24 protein-coding genes and 1 tRNA gene are annotated in these 24507 nt (G+C 61.6%); 13 read left to right on the forward strand and 12 right to left on the reverse strand.

The window, feature by feature from the left end; genetic code table 11:
• Positions 1-79 precede the first annotated feature (79 nt).
• Entirely contained in the window at positions 80-1921 is a 1842-nt protein-coding gene (locus ACMGFM_RS06015; RefSeq protein WP_436901741.1) for a S9 family peptidase, read from the forward strand.
• A gap of 3 nt (positions 1922-1924) precedes the next feature.
• Here the strand turns inward: ACMGFM_RS06015 and ACMGFM_RS06020 are convergent, their stop codons facing one another.
• Entirely contained in the window at positions 1925-3280 is a 1356-nt protein-coding gene (locus ACMGFM_RS06020; protein ID WP_436901537.1) for an outer membrane protein assembly factor BamB family protein, read from the reverse strand.
• Between the two features lie 135 nt (positions 3281-3415).
• Here ACMGFM_RS06020 and ACMGFM_RS06025 point away from each other — a divergent pair, with 135 nt between their 5' ends.
• From ACMGFM_RS06025 to ACMGFM_RS06060, 8 genes are all read left to right on the forward strand, one after another.
• On the forward strand, positions 3416-4684 hold the full coding sequence (locus ACMGFM_RS06025; protein ID WP_436901538.1) for an MFS transporter: 1269 nt from the start codon (positions 3416-3418) through the stop codon (positions 4682-4684).
• A gap of 63 nt (positions 4685-4747) precedes the next feature.
• Positions 4748-5434, forward strand: a complete 687-nt coding sequence (locus tag ACMGFM_RS06030; protein ID WP_436901539.1) for a hypothetical protein — start codon at positions 4748-4750, stop codon at positions 5432-5434.
• A complete protein-coding gene (locus ACMGFM_RS06035; RefSeq protein WP_436901540.1) occupies positions 5421-5693 on the forward strand; it encodes a DUF8156 family protein in 273 nt (90 codons plus the stop codon). The genes ACMGFM_RS06030 and ACMGFM_RS06035 overlap by 14 nt, the downstream gene beginning before the upstream one ends.
• Positions 5677-7767, forward strand: coding sequence for a type B DNA-directed DNA polymerase (locus ACMGFM_RS06040; RefSeq protein WP_436901541.1), 2091 nt, complete (start codon positions 5677-5679; stop codon positions 7765-7767). The genes ACMGFM_RS06035 and ACMGFM_RS06040 overlap by 17 nt, the downstream gene beginning before the upstream one ends.
• A 77-nt stretch (positions 7768-7844) precedes the next feature.
• On the forward strand, positions 7845-8846 hold the full coding sequence (locus tag ACMGFM_RS06045; protein WP_436901542.1) for a Cdc6/Cdc18 family protein: 1002 nt from the start codon (positions 7845-7847) through the stop codon (positions 8844-8846).
• An 81-nt stretch (positions 8847-8927) separates the two neighbouring features.
• Positions 8928-9572, forward strand: coding sequence for a hypothetical protein (locus ACMGFM_RS06050; RefSeq protein ID WP_436901543.1), 645 nt, complete (start codon positions 8928-8930; stop codon positions 9570-9572).
• 40 nt (positions 9573-9612) lie between these two features.
• On the forward strand, positions 9613-9990 hold the full coding sequence (locus ACMGFM_RS06055) for a cupin domain-containing protein (RefSeq protein ID WP_436901544.1): 378 nt from the start codon (positions 9613-9615) through the stop codon (positions 9988-9990).
• Between the two features lie 45 nt (positions 9991-10035).
• Entirely contained in the window at positions 10036-12075 is a 2040-nt protein-coding gene (locus tag ACMGFM_RS06060; RefSeq protein WP_436901545.1) for a DEAD/DEAH box helicase, read from the forward strand.
• On the opposite strand, the gene ACMGFM_RS06065 is transcribed toward ACMGFM_RS06060, so the two are convergent.
• From ACMGFM_RS06065 to ACMGFM_RS06080, 4 genes are all read right to left on the reverse strand, one after another.
• Positions 12072-12212: a rubrerythrin-like domain-containing protein gene (locus ACMGFM_RS06065; protein WP_436901546.1), complete on the reverse strand. Its 141-nt coding sequence runs from the start codon at positions 12210-12212 to the stop codon at positions 12072-12074. The two genes, ACMGFM_RS06060 and ACMGFM_RS06065, sit on opposite strands and share 4 nt — an antisense overlap.
• A gap of 99 nt (positions 12213-12311) precedes the next feature.
• The gene (locus ACMGFM_RS06070; RefSeq protein WP_436901547.1) at positions 12312-13274 is read right to left on the reverse strand and encodes an inorganic phosphate transporter; all 963 of its coding nucleotides are present in this window, start codon (positions 13272-13274) and stop codon (positions 12312-12314) included.
• A gap of 388 nt (positions 13275-13662) precedes the next feature.
• Complete coding sequence (locus tag ACMGFM_RS06075) at positions 13663-13977, reverse strand: chorismate mutase (protein ID WP_436901548.1); 315 nt, start codon at positions 13975-13977, stop codon at positions 13663-13665.
• Complete coding sequence (locus ACMGFM_RS06080) at positions 13970-14821, reverse strand: shikimate kinase (protein ID WP_436901549.1); 852 nt, start codon at positions 14819-14821, stop codon at positions 13970-13972. The genes ACMGFM_RS06075 and ACMGFM_RS06080 overlap by 8 nt, the downstream gene beginning before the upstream one ends.
• Positions 14822-14927: 106 nt before the next feature.
• Between ACMGFM_RS06080 and ACMGFM_RS06085 the strand changes: the two genes are divergently transcribed.
• Complete coding sequence (locus ACMGFM_RS06085; RefSeq protein ID WP_436901550.1) at positions 14928-15356, forward strand: DUF5796 family protein; 429 nt, start codon at positions 14928-14930, stop codon at positions 15354-15356.
• Here ACMGFM_RS06085 and ACMGFM_RS06090 read toward each other — a convergent pair.
• Complete coding sequence (locus tag ACMGFM_RS06090) at positions 15350-15484, reverse strand: DUF7128 family protein (protein WP_436901551.1); 135 nt, start codon at positions 15482-15484, stop codon at positions 15350-15352. The genes ACMGFM_RS06085 and ACMGFM_RS06090 overlap by 7 nt on opposite strands.
• Positions 15485-15570: 86 nt before the next feature.
• Between ACMGFM_RS06090 and ACMGFM_RS06095 the strand changes: the two genes are divergently transcribed.
• Entirely contained in the window at positions 15571-17700 is a 2130-nt protein-coding gene (locus tag ACMGFM_RS06095; RefSeq protein WP_436901552.1) for a CDC48 family AAA ATPase, read from the forward strand.
• Here ACMGFM_RS06095 and ACMGFM_RS06100 read toward each other — a convergent pair whose 3' ends face one another.
• Entirely contained in the window at positions 17701-18582 is an 882-nt protein-coding gene (locus ACMGFM_RS06100) for a twin-arginine translocation signal domain-containing protein (RefSeq protein ID WP_436901553.1), read from the reverse strand. It lies immediately after the preceding gene.
• A 91-nt stretch (positions 18583-18673) separates the two neighbouring features.
• On the opposite strand from ACMGFM_RS06100, the gene ACMGFM_RS06105 reads away from it, so the two are divergent.
• Entirely contained in the window at positions 18674-19102 is a 429-nt protein-coding gene (locus tag ACMGFM_RS06105) for a cupin domain-containing protein (RefSeq protein WP_436901554.1), read from the forward strand.
• A 1-nt stretch (position 19103) separates the two neighbouring features.
• Here the strand turns inward: ACMGFM_RS06105 and ACMGFM_RS06110 are convergent, their stop codons facing one another.
• The 5 genes from ACMGFM_RS06110 to ACMGFM_RS06130 all read right to left on the reverse strand — a co-directional run bounded on the left by ACMGFM_RS06110 (position 19104) and on the right by ACMGFM_RS06130 (position 24115).
• A complete protein-coding gene (locus ACMGFM_RS06110) occupies positions 19104-19343 on the reverse strand; it encodes a glutaredoxin family protein (RefSeq protein ID WP_436901555.1) in 240 nt (79 codons plus the stop codon).
• Between the two features lie 44 nt (positions 19344-19387).
• Complete coding sequence (locus ACMGFM_RS06115; protein ID WP_436901556.1) at positions 19388-20662, reverse strand: adenosylhomocysteinase; 1275 nt, start codon at positions 20660-20662, stop codon at positions 19388-19390.
• A gap of 239 nt (positions 20663-20901) precedes the next feature.
• On the reverse strand, positions 20902-22584 hold the full coding sequence (locus ACMGFM_RS06120; protein ID WP_436901742.1) for a globin-coupled sensor protein: 1683 nt from the start codon (positions 22582-22584) through the stop codon (positions 20902-20904).
• A 252-nt stretch (positions 22585-22836) separates the two neighbouring features.
• Complete coding sequence (locus ACMGFM_RS06125) at positions 22837-23589, reverse strand: DICT sensory domain-containing protein (RefSeq protein WP_436901557.1); 753 nt, start codon at positions 23587-23589, stop codon at positions 22837-22839.
• A gap of 454 nt (positions 23590-24043) precedes the next feature.
• Positions 24044-24115, reverse strand: a tRNA-Ala gene (locus ACMGFM_RS06130).
• Positions 24116-24215: 100 nt separating this feature from the next.
• Between ACMGFM_RS06130 and ACMGFM_RS06135 the strand changes: the two genes are divergently transcribed.
• Entirely contained in the window at positions 24216-24506 is a 291-nt protein-coding gene (locus tag ACMGFM_RS06135) for a 50S ribosomal protein L21e (protein ID WP_436901558.1), read from the forward strand.
• The last annotated feature ends 1 nt before the right edge of the window (position 24507 follow it).

Raw genomic sequence — 24507 nt, forward strand, 5'->3', positions numbered from 1 at the left:
TCGACACCATGTCTGATAAACATAGTTGCCACTCTCGTTGCACACAAATGCTATGTATCCGCCGCCGCTGGACTCTGGCGTGAGCGATTACGACCTCGAACGATATCTGACGGTGCGCAGCGCCTATGGCGCGTCACTGGGGCCAGACGGCCGACTCGCCTTCTTACACGACGCAACCGGCGTCGGGCAGGTGTACACCCTCGACGAACCGGGCGAGTGGCCCACCCAGCGCACCTTCTACGACGAACCTGTCTCGTTCGCGAGCTACTCTCCTGAGCGCCCCGAACTGATATTCGGGATGGACGAGGGCGGCAACGAGCGCATGCAGTTGTTTCGTCTCGACGATGACGGAACGATTACCAATCTGACGGGGATGCCCGAGGCGAAACACCGCTGGGGTGGCTGGCGGGCCGACGGCGAGCAGTTCGCCTTCGCCTCGAACCGCCGCGACGAGTCCGTATTCGACATCTACGTCCAGGACCGCGACGCGACCGGCGAAGCGGCTGAACTGGTCTTCGAGGGCGACGGCTGGCTGAGCGTCGGCGGGTTCCATCCCGACGGCGACGAACTCCTGCTCCAGCAGGCGTACTCGAATTTCGACCAGGACGTGTACGTACTCGACCTCGACACACGAGAACGCCGTCACCTCACACCACACGACGGCGATATCCGGTATTCGAGCGTGCAGTGGGGTCCTGACGGCGACGCGCTGTATCTCGTCACTGACGACGGCTCCGAGACACTCTACCTTGCTCGAATGGACCCCGAAACCGGTGACCTCGAACAGCTCCGCTCAGGCGGTGAGTGGAACGTCGGCGGCGTCGCCGTCGACGAAGAGACTGGCACGCTCGTCTACTCGCGCAACGTCGACGGCTACACCGACCTGACGCTCGGAGAGCTGACCGACGATGGCCTCGAAGAACTCCCCATCCCGGAACTACCCGGCAACATCGCCGGTGGCGTCAGTTTTGGTCCCGACGGCGACCGGTTCGCCCTCTCCTCCTCTGGTCGCCGGGAAAACACAAACGTCTCCGTTGTGGACCTGACTGCGCTCCGGCAACTCGCCGACGACGAGGCAGCGCTGGCCGGCGACCCGACCGGCGCAGTCACCAAGTGGACCGAGGCGTCGACTGCTGGCATCCCAGCAGAGACGTTTGTCGAACCAGAACTAATCCGCTACGAGACGTTCGACGGCCGGGAGATTCCTGCCTTCTTCTCGGTTCCCGAATCGGTACCCGACGAGGGCGCGCCGGTGATTGTCGATATCCACGGCGGCCCCGAGAGCCAGCGCCGCCCCTCATTTTCGGGACTCAACCAGTACTTCCTCTCGGAAGGCTACGCGTTACTCGAACCCAATGTCCGGGGCTCGTCCGGCTACGGCCGCGAGTACACCCACCTCGACGATGTGGAAAAGCGGATGGACTCGGTGAAAGACATCGACTACGCTGTCGAGTGGCTGACCGACCGCGACGTCGTCGACCCCGAGCGAATCGTCGCCAAGGGCGGCTCCTACGGCGGCTTCATGGTGCTGGCGGCGCTGACGGAGTACCCACAGCGGTGGGCCGCTGGCGTCGACATTGTCGGGATTGCAAACTTCGTCACGTTCCTCGAAAACACCGGCTCGTGGCGGCGGGAACTCCGCGAGGCGGAGTACGGCTCACTCGCCGAGGACCGAGAGTTTCTGGAATCGATCAGTCCGACGAACAACATTGACGCCATCGAAGCGCCGCTGTTCGTGCTCCACGGCGCGAACGACCCGCGAGTCCCGGTCGGCGAGGCCGAACAGATTGTCGAACAGGCCAGCAACCACGTTCCCGTCCGCAAGCGTATCTTCGACGACGAGGGTCACGGTATCTCCAAACTCGATAACCAGATTGCGGCCTACACAGATGTCGTCGACTTTCTCGACGAGCACGTCTGAGCGTTACGAGTTGCGGTTGCCGTACGCGTTTCGGCGGTTGCTTCCGCGGTACAGCAGTCCACTGCCGGCGAGCAACCCCACCGCCCCGCCGGCGCCGAGTGCCCGGGCGGTGAGGCCGTCGAGACGACTTTTTGTGCCTAACTGTTTGGGCAAGCGTCGACTCCCGGTATGGCCGAGCGTTCCGAGTTTGACCCGTGAGTCGGAACTCGTTCCGCTGACACCTGTCGAGAGTGCGTAGACCGAGCCATCGTTGCTGCCGACGTAGAGGGTGCCGTCAGCGACCGTCGGCGACGAGCTCACCCGGCCGTTCGTTTGCAACGAAAGCAGGTGTTCCCCAGTCGCTGCGTCCAGTCCGTACACTGTCTCGTCCCAGCTGCCAACGTAAAGCGTGCCGTTGGCGACTGTTGGCGAGGAGAGCACTCGGTGACCCGTCTCGAACGACCACTGTCGGTCGCCGCTGTTGGCGTCCAGCGCGAACACTGACCCGCTCTCGATATCTTCCGAACTGAACCGGGTCTTCCAGCCGCCGACGTAGACAGAGCCATCTGCGACTGTCGGCGAGGAGTCGACGAACTCGTCTGTGTCGAAGGTCCACCGCAGGCGGCCAGAGTCGGCCTCCAGTGCGTAGAGATTCCCGGCGGAGTTCGGGCCACCGTTACGCTCGCGGTCGCCGACGTAGACGGTGCCATCCGCGACTGTCGGCGAGGAGTAGGTGCCGCTGCCGAGTTCGAATCGCCACCGCTCCCAGCCTGACCGTGGGTCGAGTGCGCGGAGGGACTGCCCGCGCATGAACACGGTATTCTCGATGACTGTCGGTGACGCGTAGCTTGCTTGGGAGTACTCGGTGAACCAGCTTACCTCGCCGGTGGTTGTATCGACCGCGTAGAGCCCATCGTTGTCGCTGGTGACGAACACCGTCTCCGCACCGACTGCCGGCGAACTCTGGATTCCGCCGCCGGTTGTGAGCTTCCACACAACATCGCCGGTCGTGGCGTCCAGTGCGTAGAGATTCTGGTCTTCACAGCCGACGAACACGAGCTGGTCTGGTCCCGACTCGCCACCCCAGCTAACCACGAACGGAGAGCTGTCGATGGAATCTGGTGCATCGAATCGCCAGCGCTGGGTGCCTTGCGCTGTATCGAGCGCGTAGACACTACCGCCCTGCGTGCCGATGTAGACTGTACTGTTGACGACAGTGGGGGAGGAAAACACTGCGCCGTTGGTCTCGAACTGCCAGTCCGGACTGACCTGGGCCTGGTTGGCCTCGGCAGTCTGGACTACTGCCGCCGACCCGAGGGCACCGGCGGCAACCTGCAGAAACCGCCTGCGCGTCGGTGTGTGGCGCTGCTGCGGGGACATATTATATACAAACTATCAGACACCGTAATATATATTTTGGTATTGATAGGAACGTACGTCTAGTTTATTTATATATTGTCGCGGTCCGAGTCAGTGTGGCTAAGTGATTCCGCGGCCTTGTCGACAGTAACGCCGATGGCTCTCAACGCGAACGACCGAGCGATTGCCCGGTTTACGATGCTGGGTCACGCCCTCGTCCACTGGTTCGAGATGTCGATTCCGATCTTCCTCGTCGTCTGGCGAGATAGCTTCGATGGGTCGATTGCACTGCTCGGGACAGTGGTGGCGATAGGCTACGCACTGTTCGGTATCGGCGCGCTTCCGGCCGGGATTCTGGCCGACCGATTCGGGCCGAAACGACTCGTGCTTCTCTGCTTCACCGGGATGGGAGTGGCCTTCCTCGGGATTGCCGCGTCGTCGTCGATCTATCTGATCGGCGCGGCGCTGGTCTGCTGGGGAATCGCCGCGAGTGTCTATCACCCCGCCGGGATGGCACTCATCAGCACCGGTGCCTCCGAACAAGGCACCATCTTTGCGTACCACGGAATGGCCGGTAACGCCGGTATCGCACTCGGTCCGTTCGCGGCGGCGACACTGCTGATTTTCTTCGACTGGCATCTCGTTGCTGCGCTACTCGCCCTGCCTGCCCTCGGTGCCGTCATCTACGGACTCAGCGCTGATTTCGATACGACCGCCGCTGTCGATACCGATGTCGATGCACAGGACGAAGAGGCACTCACCCTTCCAGCGTTTCTCACGAACAGCCGACACCTGCTCGGCAGCGCCTTTCTCGTAGTGTTCGTGCTCGTTGCCTTCGAGGGATTGTTCTACCGCGGTGTGCTGACCTTCCTCCCGACGATTCTGCAGGGCCTGCCGGCGATGAGTGGAATCACGCTCGCGGCCGGACTCGAAGGGTTCTCCCCGGGTGATTACATCTTCGTTGGCTTGCTCGTCGTCGGGATGAGTGGCCAGTACGTCGGCGGCAAACTGACCGACCGGATTCCAGTCGAACGCGGCCTCGTCGCCATCTTCGCAATCCTCGCGGCGCTCGTTCTCGTCTTCGTTCCGCTTTCATCCGGTGGAATCGGAGTTATCATTGGCCTCTGTGTGTTGCTTGGTTTCTTCCTCTTTGCAATCCAGCCGTTCTATCAGGTTGCCGTTGCCCAGTATACCCCGCCGGAGACTCGTGGTCTCTCCTACGGCTACACGTACCTCGGCGAGTTCGGATTCGGCGCAGCGAGCACCTCTATCGGCGGATTCGTTCTTGGCTCGTACTCCTTCGGCGTCTTCTTCGCCGTGCTCGCGGCGTTCGCGCTCGTTGGCTCCGGACTGGCAATGCTGCTCGTTGTCGGCGAACGCAGGATCGGATTCATCCAGCGTTACGAGACTGAGCCAGCAGATTAGCGAACTCGGAAACCCGGAAGCGCTGCCCGCTCGCTTAATCCAGCCCCTCCCGAGTCGGTACACATGTCACGTCACGACTCGACGACCGCGAGTAGTCCGACGCTCCCGGAGTTGTCACCGGGACTCACGCTCCTGTCTGCAGACGAGGAGACTGACCACGCAATACACGCGCTTGCTGTCGACCACATCCTCTCGACCGGTGGGACTGGCTACTGGGTCGACCCTGGGTCACACGCACAGACGAGTCCGCTGGTCGACCTCGCTCCGTCCGACCGGATTCTCGACCGCATCCGTGTTGCGCGAGCGTTCACAGCATTTCAGGAGTTTGCTCTGCTTCGCTCGCTTCCGACACTTGACGCCGAGCAAACCGAACTCGTGGTCGTTCCGGAGATTGACCGGTACTACCGCGCCGACGACTTGCTCGCCGACGAAGGCCGCGAGTTGTTACTCGGAAGCCTCGCAGCGCTGGCCGCGACCGCCCGGAGCCGCCAGATTCCAGTTCTCGTGACGACACGACGCGAGGATAGGTTTACCGAACCGGTCGAGCGGGCGGCGTCGCAGACGCTCGCCTGTCAGTCGACGCCGTTTGGCCCGCGATTCCAGTCGGGCGACACCGAGACGCTGGTCTACCCTCGCGAGGGTGGGTGGGTTCAGACGACGCTGTCGTTCTGGGAGCGCGTGCTCGCGGCCCGCAAACCGCTGTACGACACTGAAACGGCGAGTCCGGAGGTGGCCTATGGGGCGAACTAACCCGACCTACCGTGACCGACTCACCGCACTCGAAGGCGAGTGGAGTTCGTATCGCCGGGGACTCCGGCGACCAGCCCAGGCGCGATTCGACCGTCTGTTCGAGCACGGCCGGGAGTACGCCCACGCCGCCAGCAACCGCAACCACCCCGACCCGATGGTGCCGCTGCTCGTGTCGGTGTTGCTCGCTCACGAGCGAGAACTGGACGCACTTCGGGAGCGCGTCGAGACGCGCGAGACAACCGATGGCGTTCACGATTGAGTTCCGTGATGGTCGCGTACTGGAGTGGCACGCAACCGAATCTGGAACAGAGTGCCGCGAGCGCGACGCGTACACGCCAACCATCTACGCCAGCGCCGACAGCGAGCACGCGCTCGCTGACCTCGAAGCCGCGGCCGCGGCTCGCGGTGATGTCTGCCAGACGTCACGTGAATCGTGGCGCCCCGCGTTCCGCCGCGACGCCGAGACTGTTTGCCGTCTCGACGTGACCACAATGGACCGAGTGCAACCAGTCGCTGGCTGGATTCGCCGCCGCGAGCGACCGGGAACCTACCGGCTGTTTAACGTCGATTTCTCACCCGAGTTCCGCTACTGCCTCGAATGCGGAGTCGACCCGGTTCCCGACCGGCCGCTCCGAACGCTCGAACTCACTGCCCCTGGCCCCGGAAATCCGGAAGCGCCGGTCGAGGAGTTGATGATTGAGGATGAGCCAGTTGCGGGGGCGGCCACTATTGTCGAGACCCTCCGACAGCGACTTACTGATGTCGACCCCGACGTGCTCGTCGTCTCCGAGGCTGGACTTGTTCCAGCGCTGACCGAGACGGCGGCGGAACACGGGCAACAACTCCACCTCGGTCGGCGGCCGGGCTACGAGCAACTCGCGACTGCCTCGACGTACGAGCACTACGGCCAGACTGCCCACTCGCCGGCACGATACGCTGTTCCGGGGCGTGTTCTCATCGACCGCTCGAACACATTCTTCTACGAGCAGGCGAATCTCGCTGGCTGCCTCGACCTCGTCGAACGGTCACGGAAACCACTGCAGGAGCTGTCGTGGGCCTCTATCGGAAACGTGCTCACAGCCATCCAGATTCGGGAGGCACTGGCCCGCGGTGTGCTGGTCCCGTGGCAGAGCTGGCGCCACGAGTTTCCGAAAACGATGCGCCAACTCCACGAAGCCGACCGTGGTGGCTTCACCTTCACGCCCGAGGTTGGCGTCCACGAGCAGGTCCACGAACTCGACTTCTCGTCGCTGTATCCGAACATCATCTGTACGCGAAACATTAGCCCCGAAACCATCCGGTGTCCGTGTCACGACACCGACGACGTGCCGGGACTCGGTTACAGCATCTGTCCCGAGCCGGGCTATCTGCCCGACGTGTTACAACCCATTATCGACGACCGCGACGAGATTAAATCACAACTCGAACAGGCAGACTCACCAGACAGAAACGCCGCCCTCGACGGACAGTCGGCGGCGCTGAAGTGGATTCTCGTCTCTTGTTTTGGCTATCAGGGCTTCTCGAACGCGAAGTTCGGCCGTATCGAGTGCCACGAGGCCATCAACGCCGTTGCCCGCCAGATTCTGCTCGACGCCAAAGCGCAACTCGAGGACGGTGGCTGGCGCGTTGTTCACGGCATTGTCGACAGCCTGTGGGTGACGGCCCGCGAGGACGCGACCCAGCAACCGCTCGACCAGATTGTTGCGGACGTAACCCAAGCGACAGAGATTCGACTGGAGTACGAGGGCGAGTACGACTGGATTGCCTTCGTTCCGCGCCGGTCCGACGACACCGGAGCACTCACCACCTACTTCGGCCGGCGGACAGACGGCTCGTACAAGTACCGGGGAATCGAGTGTCGCCAGCGCAGTACATCCGAATTTGTGGCGGACTGCCAGCGCTCGCTGGTCGAGCGGTTCGACCGCACCCGAGACCCGGAGGCTGTCTGTCTGGAACTGTCTCGGTGGCTTCGCCGTCTCGAAGCGGGAACCGTCTCGCCAGAGCGACTCGCTATCACTGTACGAACGTCGAAACCAGCCCAACAGTACCGACGACGGACGCGAACGACCGCTGCCCTCGAACGCTCTGGGCAGGCAGGCTTCGACCACCAGCCGGGACAGGACGTGCAGTACGTCGTCGTCGACGATGACCGCGACGACCGCGACCGGGTTCGTCTCGCTCACGAGTCGGTCGACTCGGTCGACAGTTCATTCTACCGCGAGCGACTCCTCCGGGCCGCTGAGAGTGTCCTCTCTCCCAGTGGCTGGCGAGTCGAGGACATCGAGGCCGCCCTCCACGACCACGTCGACACATCGCTGTCGCAGTTCGGCTAACGACCGTCCGAGCCCAGACCCGGAAACCCGGAAGCCTAGCCCCGCCGCTTATCAGGACGCGTTCACATCACACGAGTATGATTCAGGACGCCCGGGTGTTGCAGGACGAGTATCTCCCCCGGGAGATTGTCCATCGACACGAGGAGACAACCCGGCTTGCAACGGCGCTCGAACCAGTCGTCGACGGCGACCGGCCACAGCACGCCCTGCTTACCGGGCCATCCGGGGCCGGGAAGACCTGTGTCGCTCGGGCGACCCTCGACCGCCTGCAAGAGCAGGTGCTTGACGTCCACACTGCCCACGTCGACTGTTGGCTCCATCCCAACGACTTCCGGATTCTGTACAAACTGCTCGAAAATCTCGGAACGACCTACGACATCCACCGCTCGACGCCACAGGACGAACTGCTGGGGCGGCTTCGCGAACTCGAAAAACCGTATCTCATTGTCTTCGACGAGGCCGACCAGATTGACGACCCGGACCTGTTGCGCCGGCTGTACGCCACGCCAAAAGTGACGATGATTCTCGTCACCAACCACGAACGCGACCTGTTCAACCCGCTCGACGAGCGTCTGCAGTCGCGCCTGCGTAGCAGCGACTCCATCGAGTTCGACAGATACACGCGAGACGAACTCGTCGCAATCCTCTCCGACCGGGCGGAGTGGGGATTAGTCGAGGACGCCGTGACGACAGCCCAACTCGAACGTATTGCCGAGGCTGCTCGCGGCAACGCCCGCGATGCCATCGGTATCCTTCGGTCGGCGGCCCGCCAAGCCGAACACGACAACTCTGCCCAGATTAGTGACGGCGATATTGAATCAGCAATCCCGGAAGCGCGGGCACAACTCCGCCAGAAGAGTCTGGACCGGCTGAGTGACGACCAACTCGCAGTGTATCAGGTGCTGCGCGAGCACGGCGAGTTGATGCCCAAGGAGATTCGCACGCGGTACTCCGACCGCGTCGAGGACCCGAAGACAAAACGAACTGTCCGAAAGTATCTCCGGAAACTCGAACAGTACAATCTGGTCGAGAGCGACGGACAGGGGCCGAGTCGCGTCTATCGAACGCAAAGCCAGTAGGCCAGCTGGCTCCGGTGCCGTACTCGGAAACGCGGAAGCGTCGCCCACAGTCGTATTTCCCCTGTGGCTGTTGGTGCTGGTATGAGTGGACTTTCACCAGTTGCATTCGACATCGAAACCTCCGGTCTGGGCGACGACGCTGTCATCACAGTGGCCGGCTTCAGAAATTCGGTCGGCAGCTGGCTGGTGCTCAACACGGCGGGTCGCAGCGCCGACAAACAGAAACTCCGTGCCGAGTTGGAGGCGTGCGTGGACGCGCCTGTCCACCTCCACGTCGTTGCTGACGAGCGAGCGTTGCTGGAACACGTCGGAGAGTACGCAGACCAACACTTGGCTGACGAAACGTACCTGACAGCGTACAACGGTGAGACGTGGAACGGCGGCTTCGACCTGCCGTTCGTGCGCTCGGCGTGTCTGAGAAATGGCGTCGCGTGGCCGTTTGACGACGTGCCCTACGCGGATACGATGGCGGCAATCCAGCGCTTCGATACCGGCGACGTCGGTGACCTCGTTGGGGTGTACGACCGACTCATCGGCGACGAAGACTGTGACCCGTTCGCGGAGAGCGGTGCGGCCGTCGAGGCGTGGGAGGCGGGCCGCTGGCTGGCGCTGCTCGAGCACAACCTGGCTGATATCGAACGGACGCGCGAACTCGCCGTTCTTGCCGGCGAGTACGTCCCCAAGTCTGACTTTTCGATGAAGAACCTCACGCCGCCGCAGGGCTGACCGGCGAAACCTCCTAATCAGCCGCCGTCGAAAGAACTGTATGGGAGAGACTGCCTCGAAGCCGCTGATCCGCCGGGCAAAAGATATCGAATACGAAGCGCTCGACGCCGCTGACGGCATGCAGAAGGGCGTCCTCGTCAACGAGGAGTACGGCGCGCCCAACGTTGCACTGCGCCGGTTCGTCCTCGAACCAGACGGGACCGTTCCGAAACACACCAACGACATCGAGCACGAACAGCACGTCATCGCAGGCAACTACACTGTCGGCATCGAAGACGAGGAGTACACTGTCACCGCTGGCGACACGATACACATTCCTGCCGGTGCGGTCCACTGGTACCGAAACGAGAGCGACCAGCCCGGTATTTTCCTCTGTGCGGTGCCGACCGGCGACGACGCCATTACGCTCGTGGAGTGAGCACAGTTCGTACAACTCAAATACTTCCTCCGCCTACTGTTGGACGTGTCACAGCAGGTCGCCCAGGTCGATACGTTATTTTTACACGAGGATGACGACCAGTACCGCGTCGTCGTCCAACGCGACGGTAGTCGCGTGTTCACCGGCTTTCTCGAAGTGAAAGAGACCAGCGCCGGCCCGCGACCTGCCCGACTTCGCATCGTCGACGGCGCCAGTGAGGAACTGCGTAGCCCCGACGAATTCGTCGAACTGGCCCGCCGCGCCAACCGCATCCGCGTCTCACAGCAGACTTCTTCGCGGGGACGGACCGAACTGCAGGAGATGCTCGACGGCTACCAGCTCGACGCCAAGGTTGTCCGGACGTGCCGGCTTTGTGCCCAGAGCGGCGTCTACTCACCGATCACCTCCGAGACGGCAATCGAGACAGAAACCGAGACGGTCTGTCCGGACTGTGCCCGCGAGCAACTCGACCGACAGCTTGCCTACCACGGCGATATTACCGGAACGGCCCAGGAACGACTCGAATCGCTGCTGTTCGAGGTGCAGGACCTCGAACGAATCATCAACCTTCTCAAGGGTGACCTCGACCCCGAACTGACGAAATTCGACGAGATTAGTCCAACCGTCGAGGATGTCGACCCCGTGCCGGTCAGTTCGCTGTCGCTACATCCCGGCATTCAGCAGAAACTCGAGGGCCGCTTCGATACGCTGTTGCCGGTCCAGAGTCTCGCTGTCGAGAACGGCGCAACCGAGGGACAGGACCAACTGGTCGTCAGCGCAACAGCAACAGGAAAGACGCTCGTCGGCGAGATGGCTGGCCTGGACCGCGTGCTCAACGGCGAAGGGAAAATGCTCTTTCTCGTCCCGCTGGTCGCCCTCGCCAACCAGAAATACGGTGAGTTTCAGGACCGGTACGGCGACATCGCCGATGTCACCCTTCGTGTCGGCGCCAGCCGCGTCAACGACGACGGCGAACGCTTCGACCCCAGCGCCGACATTATTGTCGGTACCTACGAGGGTATCGACCACGCGTTGCGAACGCACAAGAATCTCGGCGATATCGGAACAGTGGTCATCGACGAGGTGCACACCCTCGGCGAGGGCGAACGAGGCCATCGCCTCGACGGACTCATTTCCCGGCTGAAATACTACTGTCGCGAGAAGAGTGCCGGCGATACGCAGTGGATTTACCTCTCGGCGACGGTCGGTAACCCCGGGACGCTCGCCAGAGCACTGGAGGCGACGCTCATCGAGTTCGAGGAACGACCTGTGCCCATCGAACGCCACGTTACCTTCCTTGACGGCCGGGAGAAACTCGATGTCGAGGACAAACTCACACAGCGCGCGTTCGACCAGAAATCGAGCAAGGGCTACCGCGGGCAGACGATTATCTTCACCAACTCCCGACGTCGGTGTCACGAAATTTCGCGCAAACTCACCTACTCCTCGGCTCCGTATCACGCCGGACTGGACAACCGACGCCGGTCCCGTGTCGAAGAGCAGTTCGCCGACCAGGAACTCTCCGCGGTGGTGACGACGGCAGCGCTCGCGGCGGGTGTCGACTTCCCCGCGTCACAGGTCATCTTCGACTCGCTGGCGATGGGTATCGAGTGGCTCTCGGTTCAGGAGTTCCACCAGATGCTCGGCCGGGCGGGCCGACCGGATTACCACGACAAAGGAACGGTCTACCTGCTGATCGAACCCGACGGCTCCTACCACGGCAGCCAGGAGATGACCGAGGACGAGGTGGCGTTCAAACTCCTCAAAGGCGAGATGGAACCGGTCCAGACTCGCTACGACGAGGGTGCTGCCGTCGAGGAAACGCTGGCAAACGTTACTGTCGGCGGGAGCGCAGCCAAGCGACTCAACGAGATGATGGTCGGTGACGTGCCGACGAAACACGCGCTGGGGAAACTGCTGGAATACAACTTCATCGACAGCCTCGAACCGACGTCGCTGGGCCGGGCGGTGACGAGTCACTTCCTCTCGCCGGGCGACGCGTTTGCACTGCTCGATGGGATTCGTCAGGGTGACAGTCCGTACGACCTGGTTGCCCGGATGGAAAAACGAGAGCGCGAGGATTAGAGGTCTCGCGGCTTGCTGAGATTGTGCAGTTCCCCGCCACACTCTTCACACTCTGTTGTCCCCGGGTCCTCTACACGACGCCCACAATCGAAACATTCGTACACTTCGACGTCTGAATCTGTGTCTGTTGGTCGCATACCACACGGTTGGGGCCGGATACACTTTCAGTTTACCCTAATATTCCTAGTAGTATCCTGGCGTAAGTCCGACTTAAACTGACTGAACGTCCAGTTCTGTCAGACGTATGTAAGTGTGAGATAGCACAGGTACGCCGTCCCGGTCGAACCGAACAGTGTCAGGACCCAGCTCGTGAGCGTTCCGAGGTATTTGCGCGTATCGACGCCGCTTCCCGCCCCGGCGAACCCACAGCCGGCGATGCTGTTGATGATGATGTGATTGTACGATATCGGCACGCCGAGCGTATTTGCGATGAGTTGTACCATCGGAATCGCAGTTAGCAGGACTGCCAGCGAGGTTCGCTGGCCGAGGCTGGCGTACTGCCGGCCAACGGCTTGGAGCATGACTGGACTTTTGACCCACGCCCCCACCGTAATTCCGAGTCCACCGAACGCGACCAGCGGCAAGATTCCGAAGCCGAGCTCACTCACCGTGCCGACCAGCGGTCCGACCGCCAGCCCGACCTGACTGCCGCCGCCGATGAACGAGAAGACGATTCCCGCGAACAGGACCGCCCTGTCTATCGCCTGGTCCATCCGGTCCGAGACGGGGACGTATCGCCGTATGAGCAGCACCATCGCGTACGCCAGCCCAATGGCAGCGATTCCCGAGGCTACCCACGACGTGAGCGTGAGCGACCAGTAATCGAGAGAGGGGCTGTATCCCGCTGCCAGCCCGACTCCGGCAACGGCACCGAACGTTGAGAACGCCACAGGGATGGAGTGCTCGAAGTAGATGCCCAGTCCGACGTACAGTCCAATCACGAGCAACGCGACCGTCCCCATCTCGAAGTTGATCGGTCCTGAGACGACCTTCGTTCCCACGCCGCGTGTCACCGCCGCACCCTGGACGACGGCACCGACGAAGCCGACAGCCCCCACCACGAACGCTCCTCGGAGCACGCCAATAGAGTTTGACCCGATTGCCGGTGCCATCGAGACGGAGACGCTGCTCGCACCGGTGACCGCTGCAACGACAAACGAGATGAGAAAGGCGCCGGCCAGCAGAACCACCGATGGCATCTCTTCTCTGGAGATTATGGTCTCCAGTGTAAAATGTGGCGGAACTGTCGCCTTTGCTTCACCCAAGGCTTATCCGACGTGAGACGCCACTCCTGATGGAGTCAACCGAACTCCAACGGAGTCGGCGAACAGTCCCTCTCGGGCTGTCATCAGACAATGACACCGAACGACACTGGGGATTCTCCCACTGATCGAGTCGTGGAGAAAACTGTCTGCGCTCCGTGGGTTGAACAGCAGTCTGCCCGAGACGTGGCCACGACTGTCCTGTCGACGCTCACGCCCGGAGCGCGCGAGACGGCTTGACGACGGCTCCTCCATTTTATTGCTACCACGGAACAGCGTCGTCTCGAAGCGCCTGCTCGAGATGACGGTCTCGACGGAGGTGCGTCTACCTGTTCTCGCGCTGTTCGACCTTGTTCAGTTCGATCAGCAGGCGGAAAATCGCCTTCACGAGGTTGGCGTCCACATCAAACTGCTCGGCGTTCTCGCCAGCACGGTTCATGACCTGCTGTTCCTGTTGTTCGTCGGTCGTCGGCAGTCCCTGTTCGTCTTTGACCTCTGCGATAGTGTCGGCGACGTAGGTCCGCCGGGCGATTAGCTCCACAATTTCGCGGTCAATCCCGCGGATTTCGGTGCGGAGTTCGTCGAGACTCATGTTCTGTGGGTCGATACCTCCCTCGAGCGTGTCGTCGTTGTTAGACATCTGTCAGTGTTCCCTCCGTTTGTGTGTGTGTCAGCCAGACTGTCCCCTCGCGGCGCTCCCAGCGGTCACGGACGGGCGCAAGTTGGTCGCTCGTGCCGACGGCGACGAAACTCGGGCCGGTGCCGGACAGCGAGACGCCCGCGGCGTCCATCGCTTCCATCATCGGCTCAGTTGGAAAGCCAAGCGCCGCACAGAAGGCCAGTCCGTTGATACTCATCGCCTCGTGATACTGCCCGTCGAGAGCCAGGTCAGCCACCACCTCCGCGATGGGCGCAATCTGTCGGCAGCGCTCGACATCGGCGTCAGCGCTGAAGGACTGTTCTGGTGGCGTCCAGACGAGCACGTCCCAGTCTGGCGTGTCTCGCGCGAGCAGTTCGTCCTCGTCGTTGTTCGTGACGGTCAGGCCGCCGAGCATACTCGCGCTCGCGTCGTCGAACGCTCCGGTGACAGTGACGCCAACGTCTCGCGCCGCCTCGACACCAATTCGAGCAGCGTCCTCTCGGCTGACTCTCTCGGTCGCACCGAGGGCCGCAAGCGTTGCCATCACCGTCGCGTTCGCAGCGGCGCTCGACGATTTCAGGCCGGAGGCCATCGGCACGTCACTCGCCGTCTCGACGTAGCCACCCTGACCGTCGCCAAAGCGCTCAGCGACGAGTTCGACACAGCGCTCGATGAGCCGTGTATCGCCGTCGTCGACACCGTCGATGTGCCCTGTTACGCCGGTCGCGTCGTCGAGTTCGACGGTTGCGGTCGTGTACTCCTCGATTGCAAAGGCTGCACCGGTTCCGGTCGCAAGCGCGTTCAGGACCGTCCCCGCAGCTGGTGCTTTTGCCTGCCCGTCCATCCTGTCTCACTCTCTCACACGACAGCACTTACCTGTGATGATTGTGGGCTGGTCACGCGCTCACCAGACCAGCGTCGTTTTTACCGTCGGCGGGCAACTTCGAGGTATGGATGGGTTCGAGGAGGTTGCGCCGGATACGCTGTCGGTCGAACTGCTCGACGAGGGTGTTGCTGTCGAGTACACTGACGGCAGAGAGATTCTCTATCGTGGCGTGCCGACGGTGGCGGAGTCGCCCTACCAGACGACGCCGGGAAAAGATACGCACGTCCTCGTCGTCGACGAGTCCGAAACGAGCGGTGTCCTGCTGTACGTCAACGAGCGCCGAACGGACGCGGCTATCCTCGAGGGCACTGGCGTGGGCCGCGTCCTTCTCGACGCCGACGAGCAGACGACGCTGTTTCCCGGCGTCACGGTTCGTGGCGGCGGGTTGCGCGACGAAATCGTCGTCGAGAGCGACCTCTCGGGCCGGGTGTTCGTCTTCGAGGAAGACCAGTTCAGCGAGCACTCCGCCGAACTCGTGCCGGCCGATCACTGAATATACGAGGGGTCTTCCTCGTCGCAGTTGCGTTCGTGTTCGCGAGCGTCCTCCTCGACGTCGAACAACATGCCACAGGTCTCACACTCGTACCAGGTCGTTTCCTCCCGCGTCGTGGTCGTGACCATACTTGTATTTCTGTCAGTCTCTGATATAGTCGTTACTCCGGAGACAGTCGGGTGGGCTTAACTGCCCGCCAGCCTTACGCCGAGCCATGACTGCCGGTGACGGAGCCGTCGAGGTCCGCGTCGAGGGTGCTCGCAAGCGCGACGCTGGCCGTGGCATTGCCCGCCTCTCCTCGAATACCCAGCGCCAACTCGGCGTACTTAGCGGTGACCCAATCATCATCGAAGCCGACCAGCTGACCGTCGCGAAGGTCTGGCCGAGCGACGACGCCGAAGCGGTCATCCGAATCGACGGCGACACCCGCGCGAGTATCGGGGTGAACATTGGCGACAGCGTCCACGTCCGGAAAGCGTCCGTCGAGGACGCCCGCCAGGTAACGCTCCAGCCCGCGAGTGAACATGCTGACGACGCGCCCGCCGAGCAGGTACTCGGAAAACGCCTGCGTGACCGTCTCGTCAGCGTCGGCAAGCAAGTTCGAATCGAGGGATACGGCCCCTACGTCGTGACAGAAGCCACCCCCACTGGCTCGGTTCGCATTGTCGGCTCGACCAGTGTCAGCGTCGACCCGGACATTGCCTCGCCGACGGAGACTGAACCCGACGACGCCGAGGCCGAAGACGACACAGAGGCTGACACGACCTACGAGGATATCGGTGGCCTCGACGAGGAACTGGAGTTGGTGCGGGAGATGATCGAACTGCCGCTGTCGGAGCCAGAACTGTTCACTCGTCTCGGCATCGACCCGCCCAAAGGCGTGCTCCTGTACGGCCCGCCGGGGACTGGAAAGACGCTGATTGCCCGTGCTGTCGCCAACGAAGTTGACGCCTACTTCGAGACTATCGATGGCCCCGAAATCGTCTCGAAGTACAAGGGTGAATCAGAGGAACAACTGCGCGCTGCCTTCGAGCGTGCCCGCGAGAACGCACCCGCCATTCTCTTTCTCGACGAAGTCGACTCCATCGCTGGCGCGCGTGACGAGGACGCTGATATGGAAAACCGGGTTGTCGCACAGTTACTCACACTGCTTGACGGCCTCGAAGAACGCGAAGAAGTCATCGTCATTGGCGCGACCAACCGCGTCGACTCCATCGACCCGGCGCTGCGCCGTGGCGGGCGCTTCGACCGCGAAATCGAAATCGGTGTGCCTGGCGTGGAGGGCCGACGCGAAATCCTCGCTGTCCACACCAGAAACATGCCGCTGGCCGAGGATGTCGACCTGGACGCCCTCGCAGACCGCACCCACGGCTTCGTTGGTGCTGATATCGGCTCACTGGCCCGCGAAGCTGGGATGGTGGCGTTACGCCGCATCGAACGCTCAGACTCCGACGAGGAGGGCGATACCGTCGACACCCTCTCGGTCACGGCTGCGGACTTCGAGGCTGCACTCACAGGCGTCGACCCCTCCGCAATGGGCGAGTACGTCGCCGAATCACCGGACACTACGTTCGCCGACGTTGGCGGGCTTGCCGAGACGAAAGCGCAACTTCGAGAGGCCGTCGAGTGGCCACTTTCCTACGGCCCGCTATTTGACGCCGCCGCAACCGACCCGCCTTCCGGTGTGTTGCTGTACGGCCCGCCGGGCACCGGCAAGACCCTGCTGGCCGAAGCGATTGCCGGTGAGAGCGGCGTCAACTTCATCCGCGTCGCCGGACCAGAACTGCTCGACCGTTACGTCGGTGAAACAGAAAAGACAATCAGAGAATTGTTCGACCGCGCCAGACAGACCGCACCCACGATTGTCTTCTTCGACGAAATCGACGCTGTCGCGAACAAACGCGGGGAGGGTCACGAGGTGACTGAACGCGTTGTCTCCCAACTGCTCACCGAACTGGACCGGGCGGCCGACCACCCGAATCTGGTCGTTCTCGCGGCGACGAACCGCTACGACCACCTCGACCCGGCGCTCGTCCGGCCCGGCCGACTCGAACAGCATATCGAGGTGCCCAACCCTGACCGGGCGGCCCGTGTCGAAATTCTCGGCGTCCACACGGCGGACACGCCGCTGGGCGAGGATGTCAATATCGAGGCGCTGGCCGAGCAGACGGCGGGCTACTCGGGTGCGGAACTCGAATCACTCGTTCGCGAGGCGTCGATGCGCGCAGTTCGAGACGTCGCGACAGAAATCGACCCATCTGCCGCGGCCGACCACACCGACGAAATTACTGTCGAGGCGACACACTTCGAGGCGGCACAGGCGCAACTCGACGACCAGCTGTAACTACTCCTCTCGCCGCGATTCGATCATCGCGACCCGACCGTGAATTTCCTCGCTGAGCACCGTGTTCCGAACCGAGCTATCGATGTCGATTTCACGAGCACGCTCCAGTGTGGCGGCGGACTCGTCGGTGAACACGAGCGTTCGAATACCGTGGGTCGCAGTTGGTCCGGCCACTTCGAGAATCGTCAGCCCGTCGAGGACGATGTCGTCGATATCGCCGCGATTGCTGATTGTGGCCTGCGGGCCAGCCGGAATCAAGTCCAGGAGCAACTGCATCTCCGCGTCGTACCCCTCGAAGGGCTGTTGTCCTGCCTCGTGCTGCTCGATGAGGCTGACACAGTTTGGGTGTTCGATGATTGCGTCGGCACTGATTGCGAAGCGCCCGTCGAAGACGACGAAGTCGCCGGGTTCGCTCGTCCGCTCGAAGCCGGTGTTCTCGAAGGTGGTGGCGAGTGCCGTGGCGTCGAACGACCCAAACAGTATCTTGTAGGGGAGGTTCCCCTCGATTGGACCCAGTAGCAGTTCGCGCTGGATGTTTGTCGGTTCGACGCCAATCCGGTCGGCAAAGTTCTCTCGCCGCTGTACCTGCTGGCTCATCTCACCCTCGGGAATCAGGCCGTAGTCGATGAACTGGTAGAGCTGACTTTGCTCGCCTTCGGTTGGTGATTCGAGGGTGTACTCCGGGTTGAGCCACGGCCGGAACCCAACCGAGCCTTCGCCAGCAAGCTCGAACTCTGCTGCTGGGTCTTCTGGGGGGTTGTCGTTGCCATCTGTCTCGCTGTCTGTGCTGGGCGCATTACAGCCTGCAAGTGCCGCTGCGACGGCAACACCACTGTATTTCAGTAGCTTCCGTCGGGACCGCTTCGGCCGATTATCGCTCATACTAGACCGCCGAGGGTCAGGCGGCATAAGCTTCGTTGTTCGTCGTGGCCGAGCGTAGCTATTTAGGCCCTCCCGTCGTGGCTCAATTCGTATGGAGTACAATGTCACCGACACAGAGGACGTACCGGTCACAGACCTTTCGGAGATTGCAGAGATTCCGCCGGACCTGGATATTCGTGCGCTCGACGAGGCGCTGGGGACCGAGAACGTCTCGCTGAAACTGTGGTACTTCGAGGAAGACGAGGAGATTCAGTACCACGCCCACTCCGAACAGGAGGAAATCTACTACGTGCTTGAGGGCGAGTTTTCGCTGAAACTCGGCCGCTCCGGCGAGGCAGAGTTCATCGAGGCAGGGCCGGGGACTGCGTGGGTCGCCTCGACGATGATCGGCCACGGCCACCGCTGCACCAGCGAAGACGGGGGAACTGTTCTCGCAATCGGTGCACCGAGCGTCGAAGACCCTGGACTCGACCCACACAGTCTCAGCGACGAAGAAATCGACGACGCCCGCGGCGAGTAGGTTACTCGTAACTCGCTTCCAGATACTCGTTGATGCGCTCGGACTCGGCCATCGTCACGCCCTGATTTTCGTCGATGAGCACTGGAACGGCGCGCTGGCCGGAGACTCGCTTGACTTCGTCGCGCCGTGAGTGCAATCCTTCGACCCAGACGCTCTCGAACTCCAGTCCGAGGTCATCCAGTTTGTCCACGACGAGTTCACAGAACGGGCAGCCCTCCAGTCGGTACAGCGTAAGTGTCATGTCTCACACTCTGGTCCCGACCTACAAAAAGACACGGCAGGTGGTTACGTTCCGTGCTGCCAGGAGTCCATATACTCGCTTTGCTCGTCGGTTAGCTCGTCGAACTCGACGCCCTCGGCGTCGAGTTTGATCTCTGCAACCTCCCGGTCCAGTTCGTCTGGGACTTCGTGGAGGCCAGCCGCGTACTCGTCGCTACTTTCCAGCAGTTCGCGCACACAGACTGCCTGAATCCCGAAGCTCTGGTCCATCACTTCGACCGGGTGACCCAGCGAGACGGGCGCGGCGAGATTGACCAGTCGACCCTCAGCGAGGACGTGAATCCGCCGGCCATCGTCCATCTCGTAGGCCTGCATTCCCTCACGGGCTTCGTAGCTGTCGACAGCCTTCGCTTCGAGCGCCTTCAGGTCGACCTCGACATCGAAATGGCCGGCGTTCGAGAGGACGACTCCGTCGTCCATCACGTCGAAGTGCTCGTCGACGATGATATCTCGGTTGCCGGTCGTCGTGATGAATACGTCACCCTCGGCGGCGGCCTCTTGCATTGGCATCACGTCGTAGCCTTCCATGTGGGCTTCGAGCGCCCGCCGTGGCTCGATTTCGGTGACGATAACGTCCGCGTTCTGGCCCGAGGCCTTCTTCGCGACACCTTTCCCACAGTGACCAAAGCCAGCGACGACAACTGTCTTGCCGGCCCACGAGAGGTTCGTCGTCATCGCGATCGAGGCCAGTGAGGACTCGCCCGTGCCGTGGACGTTGTCGAACAGTCGTTTCATCGGCGTGTCGTTGACCGCAAACATCGGGTAGTCGAGCGCGCCGTCTGCGTCCATCGCGCGCAGTCGGTGGACACCCGTGGTGGTCTCCTCACACCCGCCCAGAATCGTGTCGATCAGTTCGGGGTGGTCCTCGTGGATTGCGAAGACGAGGTCACCGCCGTCGTCGACGGTGATTGTCGGTTCGTGGTCGATGACTGCTTCCATCGCGTCGTAGTACTCGTCGTCGTCGACGCCGCGTTTGGCGTAGGACGTGACGCCGTCGATGGCGTCGAGTGCAACGCTCACGTCGTCGTGTGTCGAGAGTGGATTACAGCCAGTGATGGCTACCTCCGCACCGCCGGCGGCGAGTGTCTCCGCGAGAACCGCCGTTTTCGCTTCGACGTGCATCGCCATTCCGATGCGCTCGCCCGCGAAGGGCTGGTTCGCCTCGAAATCCGCACGCAGTGATTTGAGAATCGGCATGTGCTGGCGTGCCCACTCCATCTTTCGCTGTCCATCCTCCCGTAGTTCCTCAGCCGGGAGTTGTTCGCTAATGGGTGCTGTCATACTCTATATGTAGGCAAGCGCGGGGATAATTGTACCGAAGGACGTCGAGACGACCGAGTGTGAACGTCAGGGGACTGGAACCACGTTCGGAGAACGAATACCCGACTCCCCCCTCGATACCGTCTGCAGTGCTCAGGTTCCTCTGTTGTTCCAGCTACTGGGACGAGACAACGCGCTCACGGCGGGTCAGCAGTGTTGCCAACAATCACCTGGAGGGAGTTCTCGGTTCACCACCGACGTTACAGCACGTCGTCGGGCTTGATCTCTCCGCGAGCAACTTTGTGGAGTTGCTCCTCGGACAGCATCTCGATGACGAAGTCGGGGATGTTGTCTGGCAAGTCGCCGGGAATCGAGACGCCGTCGGAGCCGACGCTCGCCCCGCCGTCTGTCTTGGCCTCCGTGCTGGAGAGCTGTGCGGCGGAGGTTTCGACTTCGGTCACCATCGCGGCCTGCTCCTGGTTGGCGGCGGCCAGGTCTTCGATTTCGTCTGCGACGCGGTCGGTCTGTCCGACGACTTCGTCGACCATCGAGGCAATCTCCTCGGCTGCGGCCGCCTGGTCGTCGGTCGCCTCCGACACCTCGCTGATACCGTTGGCTGTCTCCGAGATTGCCTCGACAATCTCGGTCAGGTTGCCCATCGCGTCCTGCACGCGCTCTGTTCCGCGGTCAATCTGGGTCGTGGTCTGGGAGAGGTTTTCGACCGTCGCTTCGGTCTCGTTTTGAATCTCTTCGACCATCGTCTCGATGTCACTGGCGTGGTGCTGTGACTCCTCCGCGAGGGCCTTGATTTCGTCGGCAACGACGCCGAACCCGTCGCCCGCCTCTCCCGCGCGGGCGGCCTCGATAGAGGCGTTCAATGCGAGCATGTTCGTCTGGTCGGCGATGTTGTCGATGGCGTCGACGAACTCGTCGATCTGCTGCACGCGGTCTTGCAGTGCGTCGACGTCGTCGGTCACCTCGTCGACTGCGCCACCGATGTCGTTCATGACGCTCGCAGCATCCTCGGCGGCATCTTTCCCCTCTTCGGCGGTCGACTCTGCCCGCTGGCTCGCACTCTCGACCTGGTCGGCAGTCGACGCGACCTCTTCGACAGTCGCAGAGAGGTTCGAGACCTCCGAGGAGATTTCCTCGACCCGCTCGGACTGCTCCTGTGCCGCGTCACTGATCTTGGTTGCACTCTCTGCGACGTCGCTCGAGGTGGTCTGCAGGTCCTGAATGGGGTCGCGAAGCTCGGCCTCGACACCGGTCATTAGCTCCTCGTTGCGGCCGATCTCGTCCTCGAGTTGCTGGCTGTACGAGTGGATGTACGTGTCGGTGACGACCTGCATATCCAGATTGATGATCCGGAGAATCGACAGCATATCCTCGATCGTGTCGGTGACCTCCTCCTCGACGGCTGCTTCGATTTCCGAGCGTGATACGTCCCCGCCAGCACTCTCCTGGTCTGCTTCGGACTGCTCCTCCGCAACGGTGTCGACGACCCTGTCGGTCATCGAATCGACGAGTCGGTCACCGACCAGTGGGAGAATCAGGTCGTAGTAGACACTGTACTGCCCGAGGTAGTGCTTCATCGGCATCTCGAGCATATCGTGAATCTTGCCGATGCGTGCCCGGTCTCGGAAGTAGTCTGCGCCGTAGTCGCCCTCGGCGAGGGTAACGAGATACGCCGACTGCGTTCGTTTGAGCTGTTCGAGCCCCTTCGGCGAACGCCCGATTATCTCGACAGTCTGCTCGTGGTCCGTGATATTCTCGTAAAAGTCTTCAGCTACCTGGTCGGCGTTCGCCGCGAATGCACCCTGATAGTTCTGGAGTCGCTGGACGTCCTCGCTATCGAACCCGATGAAATCCTTCCGCCACGCTATCTCTGCCGAATCGAGGTCGATTTCCTGCAGTAACCCGTCGACGTCTAACTGCTTGTTCATCTCCCCCTTTCCGAAGTCTTCCCGCCCGTACTCCGACGACTGAGCCTGCTCTTTCTCGGAGATATCCTCCCACTCGACGGTCTCATATGCCTTAGCGGATTGTTTAGTACGATCTGGCTCGTTCTCCATACGACTGATAGCCCTAACCTTGTATATAGAGACACCGACCGAATTATCAGTTCAGATAATTTATCACTGAATTAAATAGACATCGGCGGTTTGCGCTCTCACCTGGTCTCTGTTGTCGATTGCTCAGGCCCTGAACTGTGGAAATTGTCCGTTCCCACCGAGATACGTCTCGGTGAGGTACTGACAGACGCTATCGACGATTGCGCTGTCGTAGGTCCAGAAGCCGTAGAACCTCCCCGCACTGTCTTCTTCGGCGAGTAGCGCGCTCTTTTGGCTTTCCTCACTGCCGCCGTCGTAGACGACAAACCACAGGTCGGCGATTTCGCCGCCGACTGCGTGCACCTGACCACCGGCGAGTTCTGGGGGTGTCACGTCGGGGACGCCGTACGCGTGCACGCTGACTCCTGTTCGGCTCAGGTCCTCGTAGATTGCCTGCTGGGACACGATAGTCGAGCACCGCTGGAAGCCGGCGTGGACTGTGCCTGTTCCGTTTCGCCGGGCGCGGTCCTCGATTTCGCGGGAAGCATAGAGCATATCGGCTGTCTCACACGAGGTGAACGTCGTCTCTTTGAGATGTGAGAGCACCTCGCTGTAGGCCGTATCTGTGACTCCGAGCCGACGTGACTGTGCCCCCGCTCCGTCGACGAGTTCGCGGAGTGTCTCGACCTCGACAACTGCGAGCACTGTCTCGCCAGCAGCCAAGACTGCAATCTCTTCGGGACAGCCCGACGCAGTCTGTGCGGTGGTTATTCGGACATTTTGCGTCCGGAAGAACGATCGCAGTTCTTCGTCTATCCGCTCGTCAGCATCGATGTTGAAAAGCGCCAGCTCTTTTTCGTGTGCTTGCACGGAATTGATTGTCTGGCGTAAATTCATGCCCTACCGTTGCAGGGACCAGTATAACAACTACCCTAGCCGATATTTACTTTTGAATATGCTCGATTCCAGAGCCCCTAGCGTGTGCATCCGAGAAACTGTTTGTTCACCACTGCGATACAGCAATGGTGAAGTTCGCTCCGATGGACTCGTCGGGACTGAGCAAACGCGCAGCGTTTTCGAGGGTCGACGAGGGAACGACCGAACGAAGTGGGGAAGTGGACTCGTCGGGACTGAGCAAAACCGCAGGTTTTGGGAAGGTCGAGAGACGCCGACGGTGTCTCTCGGGATTTGAACCTGATTGCAAGACTCGCTACGCTCGTCTTGCGTGATTCAAATCCCGGCCTTGACCATTCTCGCTCGCAAAAGCTCGCTCCAGCGGACTCGTCGGGACTGAGCAAACGCTACGCGTTTGCGAAGGTCGACGAGGGAACGACCGAACGAAGTGAGGAAGTGGACTCGTCGGGATTTGAACCCGAGGCCTTCCCCGTGCCAGGGGGATGATCTACCACTGATCTACGAGCCCGCACCTCCAGATATCCAGTCACCTTACTTGAACCCATCGAACACTGCCGAAGGACGGAACGCACGTTTTATAACGCCGACTGGATTAGAAGGCCCTACGAATGCCAAACTCAAATGGACCACAGCAGGGCACCCGGCACAAACTTCAGAACGACCCACGAGACCAGGGCACCTCCCCGCCACAGCAGGCCGTCGAGGAGTTCGACGCCGGCGACACCGTGCACCTCTCGCTGGACCCGAGCGTCCAGGAAGGCCGGTTCCACCCGCGATTCAACGGCGAAGTCGGGACCGTCCTCGGCGAACAGGGCCAGGCTTACAAAGTCGAAATCACCGACGGCGGCAAGGAAAAGACCGTCATCGCGAAGCCGGCTCACATCCGAGCCACGAGCTAAT

Origin of the sequence: Halovenus halobia, assembly GCF_051414135.1 — an archaeon.
GTDB classification, from domain to species: Archaea; Halobacteriota; Halobacteria; order Halobacteriales; family Haloarculaceae; genus Halovenus; species Halovenus halobia.